The organism is Shewanella sp. SG44-2, assembly GCF_014164215.1.
Lineage (GTDB): Bacteria > Pseudomonadota > Gammaproteobacteria > Enterobacterales > Shewanellaceae > Shewanella > Shewanella frigidimarina.
In genome coordinates, this window is sequence record NZ_JACJEU010000006.1 from 187776 (window position 1) to 201537 (window position 13762).

At 44.3% G+C, this 13762-nt stretch carries 13 protein-coding genes; 8 read left to right on the forward strand and 5 right to left on the reverse strand.

Annotated elements, in window-relative coordinates; genetic code table 11:
* The 8 genes from cyoB to H5181_RS07045 all read left to right on the forward strand — a co-directional run bounded on the left by cyoB (window position 1) and on the right by H5181_RS07045 (window position 9150).
* Window positions 1–1983, forward strand: a complete 1983-nt coding sequence (cyoB, locus tag H5181_RS07010) for a cytochrome o ubiquinol oxidase subunit I (protein WP_182750606.1) — start codon at window positions 1–3, stop codon at window positions 1981–1983.
* Window positions 1983–2606, forward strand: coding sequence for a cytochrome o ubiquinol oxidase subunit III (gene cyoC / locus H5181_RS07015; protein ID WP_182750607.1), 624 nt, complete (start codon window positions 1983–1985; stop codon window positions 2604–2606). The genes cyoB and cyoC overlap by 1 nt, the downstream gene beginning before the upstream one ends.
* Complete coding sequence (cyoD, locus tag H5181_RS07020; RefSeq protein WP_220491668.1) at window positions 2606–2935, forward strand: cytochrome o ubiquinol oxidase subunit IV; 330 nt, start codon at window positions 2606–2608, stop codon at window positions 2933–2935. The genes cyoC and cyoD overlap by 1 nt, the downstream gene beginning before the upstream one ends.
* A 40-nt stretch (window positions 2936–2975) precedes the next feature.
* A complete protein-coding gene (gene cyoE, locus H5181_RS07025) occupies window positions 2976–3908 on the forward strand; it encodes a heme o synthase (RefSeq protein WP_102036240.1) in 933 nt (310 codons plus the stop codon).
* A gap of 194 nt (window positions 3909–4102) precedes the next feature.
* A complete protein-coding gene (locus tag H5181_RS07030) occupies window positions 4103–4900 on the forward strand; it encodes a hypothetical protein (protein WP_182750608.1) in 798 nt (265 codons plus the stop codon).
* A gap of 117 nt (window positions 4901–5017) precedes the next feature.
* Window positions 5018–5743 carry a two-component system response regulator OmpR gene (gene ompR / locus H5181_RS07035; protein ID WP_011635708.1) on the forward strand — a complete coding sequence of 242 codons (726 nt, stop codon included), beginning with the start codon at window positions 5018–5020 and terminating at the stop codon, window positions 5741–5743.
* Between the two features lie 9 nt (window positions 5744–5752).
* Window positions 5753–7087 carry a two-component system sensor histidine kinase EnvZ gene (gene envZ / locus H5181_RS07040; protein WP_123778808.1) on the forward strand — a complete coding sequence of 445 codons (1335 nt, stop codon included), beginning with the start codon at window positions 5753–5755 and terminating at the stop codon, window positions 7085–7087.
* A gap of 116 nt (window positions 7088–7203) precedes the next feature.
* Entirely contained in the window at window positions 7204–9150 is a 1947-nt protein-coding gene (locus H5181_RS07045) for a methyl-accepting chemotaxis protein (RefSeq protein WP_182750609.1), read from the forward strand.
* Between the two features lie 109 nt (window positions 9151–9259).
* Here the strand turns inward: H5181_RS07045 and H5181_RS07050 are convergent, their stop codons facing one another.
* From H5181_RS07050 to H5181_RS07070, 5 genes are all read right to left on the reverse strand, one after another.
* Window positions 9260–9733, reverse strand: coding sequence for a peroxiredoxin (locus tag H5181_RS07050; protein ID WP_011635705.1), 474 nt, complete (start codon window positions 9731–9733; stop codon window positions 9260–9262).
* A gap of 49 nt (window positions 9734–9782) precedes the next feature.
* Window positions 9783–10280, reverse strand: coding sequence for a DUF2937 family protein (locus H5181_RS07055; protein WP_244262849.1), 498 nt, complete (start codon window positions 10278–10280; stop codon window positions 9783–9785).
* 194 nt (window positions 10281–10474) lie between these two features.
* Window positions 10475–10825: a cupredoxin domain-containing protein gene (locus H5181_RS07060; RefSeq protein ID WP_011635703.1), complete on the reverse strand. Its 351-nt coding sequence runs from the start codon at window positions 10823–10825 to the stop codon at window positions 10475–10477.
* A gap of 9 nt (window positions 10826–10834) precedes the next feature.
* The gene (locus H5181_RS07065; protein ID WP_182750610.1) at window positions 10835–13075 is read right to left on the reverse strand and encodes a heavy metal translocating P-type ATPase; all 2241 of its coding nucleotides are present in this window, start codon (window positions 13073–13075) and stop codon (window positions 10835–10837) included.
* Window positions 13075–13521, reverse strand: coding sequence for a MerR family transcriptional regulator (locus tag H5181_RS07070; protein WP_182750611.1), 447 nt, complete (start codon window positions 13519–13521; stop codon window positions 13075–13077). Before H5181_RS07070 ends, H5181_RS07065 begins: the two co-directional genes overlap by 1 nt.
* Between the last annotated feature and the right edge of the window lie 241 nt (window positions 13522–13762).

The following is a 13762-nucleotide window of genomic DNA, read 5'->3' on the forward strand; positions in this document are numbered from 1 at the left end:
ATGTCATTTCTTGGAAAATTAACACTCGAGTCTATTCCGTATCACGAACCCATTATTATGGTGACCCTAGCGGCTGTCGCCATTATTGGTGTCATCATTGCGGCCTTAATTACTAAACATCAAAAATGGGGCGTGCTGTGGCACGACTGGTTAACCTCTGTTGACCACAAAAAACTCGGTATTATGTATATCGTATTAGCGATGGTAATGCTGGTCCGTGGTTTTTCTGACGCGATTATGATGCGAACTCAGCAAGCACTTGCCACTAACGGCGCTGCGGGCTATTTACCACCAGAACATTACGACCAAATCTTCACTGCCCACGGCGTGATCATGATTATCTTTATGGCAATGCCATTTATGATTGGTTTAATGAACTTGGTCGTGCCATTACAGATTGGTGCTCGCGATGTGGCGTTCCCATTCTTAAACAACTTAAGTTTTTGGCTAACGACCTCTGGCGCAGTGTTAATTAACATATCGCTAGGACTCGGTGAGTTTGCTAAAACCGGTTGGGTTGCTTATCCGCCATTGTCTGAGCTGGCCTACAGCCCGGGGGTGGGGGTTGATTATTATATCTGGGCCTTGCAAATATCCGGTATCGGGACAACCTTAACCGGGGTGAACTTTATCGCCACTGTGTTAAAAATGCGTGCGCCTGGCATGAAGTTAATGCAAATGCCTATTTTCACTTGGGCTTGTACTTGGGCTAACGTGTTAATCGTTGCATCGTTCCCCATTTTAACCGCTGTTTTAGGTATGTTGACCTTAGACCGTTATTTAGATTTCCACTTTTTTACCAATGATGGTGGCGGTAACGCCATGATGTACATCAACCTGTTTTGGGCTTGGGGTCATCCTGAAGTATACATTTTGGTATTACCGGCTTTCGGTATTTTCTCTGAAGTGTTTTCAACCTTTACCTCAAAGCGTTTATTTGGTTACACCTCAATGGTGTGGGCAACCGGTGCGATTTCGGTGCTTGGCTTTATTGTGTGGTTACACCATTTCTTTACCATGGGTTCAAGCGCTAACGTTAACGCCTTTTTCGGCGTAATGACCATGGTGATTGCGGTGCCGACCGGGGTGAAACTGTTTAACTGGCTATTTACCATTTATCGCGGCCGTTTACGTTTTACCGTGCCAGTATTGTGGTCTTTAGGCTTTATGGTGACCTTCACCATCGGCGGCATGACCGGGGTATTGTTAGCATTACCTGGTGCCGATTACGTACTGCATAACAGCTTGTTTTTAATCGCCCATTTCCATAACACCATTATTGGTGGTGCGGTATTTGGCTACATGGCTGGTTTTGCTTACTGGTTCCCTAAAGCGATGGGGTTCACACTCAATGAACGCTTAGGTAAGGCATCATTTTGGTGCTGGCAGATTGGCTTCTATGTGGCCTTTATGCCGTTGTACGTGCTTGGTTTTATGGGCATGACACGTCGTATTAACCACACCGACAACCCAGCGTGGAACTTCTGGCTTTACTTTGCCGTAGTCGGCGCATTTATCATTCTTGTGGGTATTATTTTACAGTTTGTCCAATTGTATGTGAGCTTCCGTGACCGTGAGCAAAACCTGGATACCACAGGCGATCCATGGAATGGCCATACGCTTGAGTGGTCAACATCTTCACCCCCACAGTTCTATAACTTTGCCCAGTTAGATCCTGTAACTGACATTGATGCGTTCACCGACATGAAAGAAAAAGGCACTGCCTACCAACGTCGTGAAACCTATCAGCCAATTCACATGCCTAAAAATACTGCCAGCGGTATTGCTATGGCCGCGTGTATTACGGCCATGGGCTTTGCTGCTATTTGGCATATTTGGTGGTTAGCCATTGTCGGGTTTGCCGGTACGTTTGTGTTGTTTTTACTGCGCGCTTACGACAATGACGTTGACTATTTCGTGCAGCCAGATGAAGTCGCACGGATTGAAAATGCACACTTAGATAACGTAGCAAGGGGCCGATAATGAGTATTGCTATTCAAGCAGATTTACACGTGGCTCACGCTGCAGATCACCATGATGAGCATCATGACACTAGCGGTAACACCTTGTTCGGTTTTTGGATTTATCTAATGACCGACTGTATTTTGTTCGCCTCTGTGTTTGCGACTTATGCGGTGTTGTTTATGAACACCGACGGTGGTGTGTCGGGTAAAGATATTTTCGAACTAGACTTCGTCCTTATCGAAACCGCCGCCTTGTTGGTCAGTAGTATTACTTATGGCTTTGCCATGATTTGCGCAAGACACCAAAAGAAAGCAGCAACTTTAGGCTGGTTATTAATCACCTTCGCTTTAGGTTGTGTGTTTATCGCGATGGAAGTGTACGAGTTTCATCACTTAATTGAACACGGCAATGGCCCAGATCGCAGCGCCTTTTTATCAGCATTTTTTGCCTTAGTTGGCATGCATGGGTTGCATGTTACCGCGGGCTTAATTTGGATGTTGATCATGATGGTTGAAGTGCTTAAAACAGGTTTAACTAATCGCAGCATCACTCGCCTGAGTTGCTTAAGTTTGTTCTGGCATTTCTTAGACATCGTGTGGGTGTGCGTGTTTACCGTAGTTTATTTGTTAGGAGTCTTGTGATGAGCAATGCACATGCAAGCCACGGCGAAGGCGATTTTTCTGCCAGCGTTAAATCATATTTAGTCGGCTTTGTGTTATCGGTTGTCTTAACCGGTATTCCATTTTGGTCGGTGATGACGCACCAGTTTGACCACATGACAACGCTATGGGTTGTGGTGATAACGGCGTTAGTGCAAATCGTGGTGCACTTGAAATACTTCCTCCATTTAGATTTTTCTAAAAAAGGCAGAATCAATACATTCTCGTTCTTATTCACAGCCTTGATTATTGTCATGGTGGTGGGTTTGTCTGTGTGGATTATCTACGCAGCCAATGAATTGATGATGTAACGAGATCAACGTAACCACAGTATGTCACTCAACAGCCATCATGAATAATCAAGGTCAATTTATGTCAGCACAATTAACCTCACGCTTACGAGGATATGTTCAGGTCACCAAACCTGGCATCATCATGGGCAATTTAATTTCTGTCGCGGGCGGCTTTTTACTCGCGGCTCAAGGTAATGTTGATTTGACCTTGATGTTCGCCACCATGATAGGTTTATCTTTGGTGGTAGCGTCGGGTTGCGCGATCAATAATTGCATTGATCGCGACATCGACGCCAAGATGAAGCGTACTCGAAACCGAGTTACCGTTACCGGTGAAATATCAGTACAAGCGGTATTGAGCTTTGGTATTGGTTTGGGTGTTGTAGGCTTTACCATGCTGGCGATATTCACTAATAGCCTAGCGGTGTTATTTGCCGCCATTGGCTATGTGGTATATGTCGGCGTGTACAGCCTGTACATGAAACGCAACTCGGTTTACGGCACCTTAGTAGGCAGTTTTTCGGGTGCTGTGCCACCGGTTGTGGGTTATTGCGCGGTTACCGGGCAAATGGACATGGGCGCGGTAATTTTGCTGCTGATGTTTAGCCTATGGCAAATGCCCCACTCTTATGCGATTGCGATTTTTCGGTTTGACGATTATGCCGCGGCCAATATTCCTGTATTGCCCGTAGCCCAAGGCATGACCAAAGCTAAACTACATATCGTATTGTACATAGCGATATTTGCTGTCGTCAGTGCGCTGTTGCCACTGGCCGGTTACACAGGTATTGCTTTTATGGCGGTCACCTTTGCCACCAGCTTATGGTGGTTAGCCATGGCGTTAAAAGGCTATCGTCGCGACATCAATTTGCAGTCTTGGGCTAGACAGGTATTTGGATTTTCCATTATCACTATCACAGCATTAAGCGTGACCATGGCATTGGATTTTCAAGTAGTTGCCCAAACACCGTTACTCACATTGGTGCCATAGGCGATTAAGCTCAATAAAAGGCTACGTCCAATAAATAGCTAAGTTTAATAAAGGCTTCAAGCCCGTGGCATTATGCTGCGGGCTTTTTTATTTGATAAATCCGCATTAAAGACTAAGGTTTAAGACTGATTAAAATTACCGCATGCAATTCTATTTTTCGTTTTTAACCGCATCATCAAACATAAAGGGATCTTATGTTTACCGTATTTAAGGGAATTAAGCCTCATATCCAGTCACTAAACCCTGTTAACCTCATCATGCTAATGTTGGCATGCAGTGTATTGCAGACAAATCCACTGCATGCCGCTACGCAACCGAGTACCAATAACAACATCTTCGGTGATTGGGTAATCAACACCCCTGAACGTATTACCTTGTTGCAGTTAAATCGTAATAGCAGCTACTTACACCTAGAACTTAACTTAACAGCGCCACAAGATAGCGTGGCAGAATGGGGCCGTTTGGATTTGCAATCAACAGACGCGCACTTTATCCCTAGCTACAGTAATAATGCCCAACAAGGATTAGTAGCATATCAATTCGAGCATCCGCAATTAAACATGATGCTGACATCACTGTCGTTACAACTCGCATTAACCATCGATACTAATGCCGACAGCATTGCTGATGAACAACATCACTATAACCTCACGACTAACCAATCGGTCTATGGTGTATGGCATCAATTGTCTACCCCAGCGCTGAGTAGCTTAGTACTGCTCGACAATGGCTATTACGCCATGGTGAACATTAACCTACACCAAGACCCACAAGCTAATGAGCACGTCACTCACTTACAATGGGGACGGTTTGAATTACACCAAAATCAGCTAACCCTTGAGCCCGTTTTTAATAGCCATTCCCAACACACAACTAACTTACCCAGCACTATTCCCAGCATGATTTATCAGCCTAGCAAACAGCAATTGACGTTATCATTTAACGTAAATAAAGGTAATTTGACTGACCATTTGTTGCTATTTAAGCGATAAACAAACATTTACAGCTATTTAGTTACAATTTCTGCCACAATCAGCTATTCAAATTCAAGCGATTACACTTCATACTGAGTCATTGCTAGTATCAATTTAGTGTTAAAAGGATATGTCATGGGCCAAGAAACCTCTAAGATTCTCGTTGTCGATGATGACATGAGATTACGTTCATTATTAGAACGTTACTTAATTGAGCAAGGCTTCCAAGTTCGTAGCGCTGCCAATGCAGAACAAATGGATAGATTACTTGAACGTGAAAATTTCCATTTATTAGTACTCGATCTGATGCTACCAGGCGAAGATGGTTTGTCTATTTGCCGCCGCTTACGCCAGCAAGAAAACCCAATCCCTATCGTGATGCTGACCGCCAAAGGCGATGAAGTTGATCGTATTATTGGCCTAGAGCTTGGCGCTGATGACTATTTACCTAAACCGTTTAATCCACGTGAGTTATTAGCGCGTATTAAAGCGGTAATGCGTCGCCAAATTGCTGAAGTACCTGGTGCGCCTGCGCAACAAGAAGAAATGATTGAGTTTGGCGAGTTTTCGCTAAATTTAGCCACTCGTGAAATGTTCCATGGCGATGAAAGCATTGCACTTACCAGTGGTGAGTTTGCTGTGCTTAAAGTGCTGGTAAACCATCCTCGTGAGCCATTATCGCGCGACAAATTGATGAACCTTGCCCGTGGCCGTGACTATTCAGCCCTTGAGCGTTCAATCGATGTTCAGGTATCGCGCTTGCGTCGTTTAATTGAAAAAGACGCCGCTAACCCACGTTATATTCAAACAGTTTGGGGTTTAGGTTATGTGTTTGTGCCCGACGGCACAACGCGTAAGTAATCCATGAAACTGAAGTTAAAATGGTGGCAACGCTTCTTACCTAGAAGCGCTTTTAGTCAAACCGTATTGCTGATCGGCAGCTTACTGCTGATCAATCAATTAGTGTCATATTGGTCTGTCGCCGTTTACTTTATCAAGCCCAGTTATGAGCAAATTAACCAATTAATTGCCCGCCAAATCAATATATTATTTGTTGATGGGGTCGATGTTGGCCGTGAACATCTCACCATGGTGGATGCCTTAAACGCCAAAGTGCGTGACGATGGCATGACCGTTTATAACCAAAAACAAGCACAAGAAGCCGGACTCGGCCAAGCCACTTATTACAGTTTCTTGTCAGAACAAATGTCAGTTTACCTTGGCGGCGAAGCCGAAGTGCGTTTTTCGCAAGGTGAAAAGCTCGATGTGTGGATAAAACCGCCGCAAGCCCCCACATTGTGGATAAAAGTCCCTTTGACGGGCATTAACGAGTCAGACTTATCACCATTAACTTTGTATTTGCTGGTTATTGGCGGGCTCAGTGTCGCCGGTGGCTGGTTATTTGCCCGTAGGCAAAACAGGCCTTTAAAACGTTTACAAAAAGCCGCTGTGGCCGTTTCTCAAGGCGACTTTCCGCCAACACTGCCGTTAAGTGGCTCGACTGAAATTGTTGAAGTAACCCATGCGTTTAACCAAATGGCTCATAGCATGAAGCAGCTTGAGCAAGACCGAGCTTTATTAATGGCAGGGATTTCACACGATTTACGCACACCATTGACCCGCATTCGATTAGCATCTGAAATGATGGTAGAAGACGACCAATATTTAAAAGAAGGTATTGTCACCGACATTGAAGACATGGATGCGATTATTAACCAATTTATTGCTTATATTCGTAACGACCGTGAAGGTGTACGCGAGCCCGACCAAATCAATCGTTTGATCCAAGAAATTAGCCAACAAGAATCACACCGTGAAGAAACCATCGAGCTGTCGCTAGCAGACTGCCCCGATGTTCCCATGAACAGCGTCGCCATTAAACGTGTACTGAGCAACTTGGTCGAAAATGCGTTCCGATATGGCAATGGCTGGATAAAAATCAGTTCTTATCATCAAGGTAACGCGGTGTGTTTTAGTGTTGAAGATAACGGCCCTGGTATTAATGAAGCCGAAGTTGAGCATCTATTTCAACCCTTTACCCAAGGCGATACTGCACGCGGTAGTATTGGTTCTGGCTTAGGACTAGCTATTATTAAACGTATTATTGACCGCCATCATGGTAAGGTGAAGTTGTCTAACCGCCCTCAAGGCGGCTTAAAAGCTCAAGTGTGGCTGCCGTTAATCGATAAAAATCTCTACAACTAACAACGGACACATTTCACCACACATTATTCAACTCATAGATAAAGTGCAATCACGAAAAACTGTAACATTAGTGCCATAAAATGCACATATTGGCATTTATGTGAAGTCACTTACCTATGAAGATATCGACCCTATCCCTTAGTGCATCCGCCTTATTATTACTGCTTGCGGCATTACTCGCCGCTACCGTGTTATGGAGTAATCAACAACGGCAAACCAGTGAAAAATTAAACCTAGACTTACAACATATTCAACATACCTTTCAATATGATGTTCGCCGAAACATTGATAGTTACTTACAAACAGGCCAAAGCAATTATCTCGAACAAGCCCGCAGCGATATTACCCGTATAACCGACAATATTACCCAGCTGAGTTCCGCTCACCCACAACTTGATAGTGCTTCATTAACCAGCTTAATGACTCAATTAATTAGCGACTTAGACACTAAATACCGTGCCGCAGGAAAACTGGCCGGTAACCCACGCCAACTACTGGCTTTTGCTGAATCAGAAATGATCGATTACAGCCGCAGCCTGCATCGTTATGCCCAATCAGCTCCGAATGACTCAAATACTGTGGAGCAATATCTTGCGCTTAGTCTTGAGTTACCTAACCTAGTTTATCAACTATCACAGCAGACTCAGGCCTTACTGATTGATCAAGATGCAGGAGCAAATAATAGCCTTAACTTTTCGATAAACTCTCTCAACACATGGCATGATGATTTGGAGAAGCTATCTTTGCTGGGTATTTATCGCACCGAAGAAGTGGATGAATTCGCCTTAGGCGATGACGAACCGGAACGTATTGAAACAGGTGAAGCCCCTCGCGCTGAATTGCTGAGTTTGACTCAACGCTATAGCAAAGAAGTGAGTAATACCAAGCAAATGCTCAGCGACAATCAACAAGTACAAACTGCGCTAATTAACGCCACCAGCCAAGTAGAACAGCAACTAGTGACACTGGCCAATACACAAGCCGTAACCGATGAACAACTTAAAATCCGTTTGCAGTGGTTGCTTTACACCATGGTGATATTGATAGCATTGTTTTCTATTGGTTATTTAGTGTTACAACAACGACGAGTCGTTAGCCCGCTTAAACGTTTAAACCGTGCTTTTTCAATGTTAAGCGAATCGAATCAACGAGAACCATTACCCGTGACCAGCCAATGCGAAACAGGCCAAATTGCGGCACACTTTAATCGCCTATTACAGCGATTTGAACAAGATGACGAACAACAAAAAAGTAATATGGCACAGGTGTCTAACTCATTGAGTGAATTAGTCGCTAAAATTGGTTCCTTATCAACTAGCACGCAACAAACGCAAGATGTGGTACAACAAACTCAATCACAAACCGCTGATTTAATTACTCTTGCCAATGAAGTAAACCGGTCGTCTAGCTTGGTAACTGCCAGTGCAGAGCAAACCATGCATGATATGCAAGCAAGCCAACAAGAAGCCCAGGCGGTGTTAGATGCGACCGATCACACTGTCACCAAGGTCAATCAATGTAACCACTCACTAACCCAACTCAGTACATCGGTTAATGACGCAGCTAAAATTGTGGATGTTATTGGTAATATTGCCGACCAAACCAACTTATTGGCATTAAATGCCGCCATTGAAGCCGCTCGTGCAGGTGAACAAGGTCGTGGTTTTGCTGTGGTAGCCGATGAAGTACGCAGTTTATCGCAACGGACTCAACAATCATTAAAAGACATAATGGCTATTTTCGAGCAACTAACCCGCTCGAACACAGCACTTAGCCACAGCGTTAACGATATCAGCGAAGCATCTGCACAGCAAAAAGGTCGAGCCCAGAGTTTGTTAGATGTTGCGTTGCAAGTACAGCAGCAAGCTCAAGAGATGGCGAGCAGTGCGAGCCAAGGGAGTGAACATGCTAAGCAACAGGTGGGGCATCTTGATGAGTTTGTCATCGCGATGGATAGCCTAATGCTGCATGCTAAAGATGCGTTTGAACAAAGTGAAACGATTGCGCTTGAGGTCAGTAACAGTGTCGATAACATTGAACAACACTTAGGCATCCGCGGATAATCAATACTAACAAGCTTTACTGATAACTGTTTTTTTCATAAAAATGGGCGCCTTATTGGCGCCCATTTTGCTGTACTGTTAAGTCTCTAATTCTGAGACATAATATAGATTACAGTGCAGCCATTACCGCTTCAGCAGTGCTGACTTCAAATGACTTACCTTCCTCAACATTCAGTAAAGTCACGACGCCATTGTCGATCACCATCGCATAACGTTGTGAACGAACGCCGCCAAAACCAGCGGTATCCATTTCTAAGCCTAACGCTTTTGCGAAGCTTGCATCACCGTCGGCTAGCATCATTAATTCAGAAGCATTTTGGGCTTCGCCCCACGCTTTCATTACGAATGCATCGTTAACAGATACACAAGCGATAAGGTCAACACCTTTAGCTTTAAACTCGTCGGCTAATACTACAAAACCTGGTAAGTGAGCTTCTGAACAGGTTGGTGTAAATGCACCTGGCACTGCAAACAATACTACTTTTTTACCGGCAAAAAGCTCAGTAACATCGTGATTAACCATGCCGTCTTTTGTCAGTTGGCTTAAGGTAGCTTTTGGTAAAGATTGTCCTGTAGCGATCATAATATATCCTTGATTATTGAGGGCTATTAACCCTTGTTAACACGAGAGATTATCTTGGGGCAAACACCCTGCGACAACCCAAATACAAAATAGATAATACTGATTCACACAATATAGAGATCAATAACCCTAGCAGCAACCCAATGGCAATCGCCTCTGGTTTCAATAAAATTACATGGCTATAAGCCTGCCAGACCTCAGCTTGAATGTCTTTTTGTGGGGCTAATGCTATTTGCTGATAAGGACTATAACTGTGTTGATTAAAACGGCCCAACGCTTCGGTGAGTGATGTATAACGTTGGTATATTGACTCAATACTTTCACCACCAGCACTAAAAACCGGATCGTTATTTTGTTGATAGTGGCGGATAAGTTTACTGATGTCTCCAGCAAAAAAACGGTCCGCATCACGCTGAAATTCTGCCAAACTGAGCTTAGCTTCAAGCTGATGAGCTTCAAGTCGTTGGCCGTATTGTTCGACAAACGCAGGGACTTGAATACCAATCAAGACACCACAAATAAACAACACTAAGCGAAAGTAATCCATTAAACGTCGTATCATGATGTCATCGAAAAATCAGTAGTAAATGAATCGTCAGAATATCACCAATTACGCAAGTAAGCATCTTGAATAAACAGATGTTAACTTACGTAATTGTGTGGCTTTTTTGAAAGTTTATGTGCCTAGCGACAAGCATCAAGGTAAGAGTGATACCTGCTTAGCATTGCTGCTATTTAGGATTACTCAACTAGTAATACCCCTTTGTACATCTGCATTTGGCAATGAAACGGATACTCTCCTTTGGCTAGCGCTGGCAGCGAAATAACCACAGATTTGTCCAGAGGCAGCTCTTCGCTAATGTCTAAGTCAGGAAATAACAAACTGGCAGAGCAACCGGCTTTGTCCTGTCGTAAAAAGGTTAATTGTGTCGCTGTATTGGCCGGCACAGTTATCCTTGCCGGAGAGTAAACGCCGTCTTTTACCACAATAGCGTTTGTTGCTTGATGAGTGGTGGCTTTGGGTTTATATAACCAAAACCACCAAACGATAAGGGCAATCAATGCCACACAAAATAAGTTAATTAATAGCATCATTCACTCCTAGTGTTGTTGAGGGGTAAAAAAGCGTAAACGGTTGGCATTGGTCACCACGGTTAATGATGAAAATGCCATTGCAGCACCGGCAACTACTGGGTTAAGCAATACGCCAAATACCGGAAATAACACCCCTGCAGCGAGCGGAATACCCGCCATATTGTAAATAAAAGCACCAACCAGATTTTGCCTAATGTTGCCTAACGTCGCTTTACTCACCGCGATGGCATCTGCCAAACCGTGTAGCGATCCTCGCATTAGCGTTATATCGGCACTTTCAATCGCCACGTCTGTTCCGGTGCCTATGGCAAAGCCGACATTAGCCAGAGCCAACGCTGGAGCATCATTAATGCCATCGCCGGTCATACCCACCACCTCTCCTAAGGCTTGTAATTCGGCCACTTTATTGGCTTTATCTTGTGGTAATACATCGGCAAAAAAGTCATCAACACCCACTTTGGCCGCCACTGCTGCGGCTGTCGCATGGTTATCACCAGTAAGCATAATGACCTTAATGCCACTGTTTTTAAGCCTTGCGATGGCGGCAACAGAGTCTGCTTTAATCGGATCGGCCACTGCAATCACCGCTGCGAGCTCACCGTCGATGGCAAAATACATTGGCGTTTTGGCTTCTGCTGCTAATGCTTGTGCTTGCTGTTGATAATCGCTTAAGGCAATGCCTTTTTCGCGCATTAGTTTTTCATTACCAAATAACAACTGTGTTGATTGATATTGGGCTTGAACCCCAAAACCGGCTATTGCAGTAAACTGTTCAACATTGAATAACGCTAATCCCTTATCCGCAGCGGCTTGAACTACGGCCTGTGCAAGTGGATGCTCAGAATGTTGCTCAATACTTGCCGCCAGTTGCAATACGTGCTCTTGTTCGCGACCATTGGCCACTATGATATCGGTGATTTTTGGCGCGCCTTCGGTAATCGTGCCGGTTTTATCTAAAATCATGGTGGTAATGGTCGATGCCGTTTGCAGGGCTTCACCATTACGAATAAGCACGCCAGATTCAGCGGCTTTACCTACGCCCACCATCACCGACATGGGTGTTGCTAACCCTAACGCACACGGACAAGCGATGATTAAAATTGTCATCGCCGACACGATGGCGTATCCCATTGACGGTTCTGGACCAAAATTGAGCCATACCATGGCGCTAATAATGGCAATAATCATCATAGCGGGAACAAAATAGCCCGAAATCACATCTGCCATACGGCCAATGGGCGGTTTGGAATTTTGTGCCCGCTTAACCATAGTAATAATATGCGCCAAGGCGGTATCTTTACCGACTCGGGTAGCGGTGAAGGTAAGTGAACCTAGCTTATTTAATGTGCCCGCGACTACGTCATCGTTAATGCCTTTTTCAACCGGAATAGGTTCACCCGTCAGCATCGACTCATCAATAAAGCTGCTGCCTTCAACGACCACACCATCAACAGGAATTTTTTCACCTGGACGAACACTGACTTTATCGTTTAATTGCACCAGAGCAATATCGATATCGACCGCTTTACCATTGCGGATCACCCTAGCCGTTTTAGCTTGTAACCCAATAAGACGTTTAATGGCTGCCGAGGTTTTACCGCGCGCTTTAACCTCTAACGCAAGTCCAAGGTTGATTAAACCAATGATCATCGCGGTTGCTTCAAAATAAACATGGCGCGCCATTTGTGGCAATAAATCTGGCGCAAGCACCACGACCATAGAATAAACCCAGGCGGTTCCGGTACCTAAGGCGATTAAGGTATCCATATTGGCGCTATGATTAATAAATGACTTCCAAGCGCCAGTATAAAAATGCTTACCCGAGACAAACATTATCCCTAAGGTGAGCACACCAATTGCGCCCCAAACCAGCTGTTGCATTGGGCTGGTAACGGTCATTTCACCAATCAATAAACCATAGATCATCAGTGGAATACCCACTGCTAATGCAACGACTGTGTGTTTGATTAAGCTTTTATAGTAGGCAGCATCGGCCTGTTCTTTCTCATCAATGGCATCTGCACCACCTTGATCGTTAATCACAATTGCGTGGTAACCGGCTTGCTCAACAGCATCAAGTAAACGAGCAACGTCAACCTCTCCGGTGACCATCACACTGCGATCAGCAAAGTTCATTTCAGCCTGCTCTACTTGCGCGACGGTTTTAAGGGCTTTCTCAATTTTGCCAACACAGCTGGCACAACCTGCACCCTCTATCAATAATTGTGTTGTTGTTTGGGTATTCATCACAAAGACTCCTTATCACTAACCTGACAAGGGGTTTCATGGTTTGAATCAAATCCCTCAATTAAGTGGCAAACCATGTTACCGGTGGGTGCCAACGCTGGCAGATTTTCCCACTCACTTACGGCTTGAGTCAGCTTATTACGTAATTTTAGGGTTTCATTGAATAGTATTTCAGTTTCGGCCAACTTTTGGCTAATAAGCTGCTTCACCATGGTACAAGCGCTTTCACCGTGATCCGTTTTGGAAAAAATCACTTTAATTTCATCCACCGAAAAACCTAAGTTTCTGGCACTCATAATAAATCGCATCCGCGACACTTCTTTGTCACGATAAAATTTATAACCATTGCTAGGCGATTTTGTTGGGGCGAGCAGGCCGATTCGGGTGTAAAAACGAATTGTGTCTGTGGTAACACCCAATAACGTCGCGAGTTCACTGACTTGCATAATCACTCCTTGGGGTAACAACTGTATTGAAAAATAAGATCTACATAAATAAATCTACTGAGCATATGCAACGACTGTAAACCTATGTCTTACACCCATGTCAAGCAGCTAGCAACCCTGAAAATAAAAAACGCCAATATGATCACTCATGTTGGCGTGGATACTTGCTATACAAATCATCTAAAACTGAGTGCGAACTCCCTGGCCACTTAAGCCATTGGCACGTTCGCTAATGGATCAT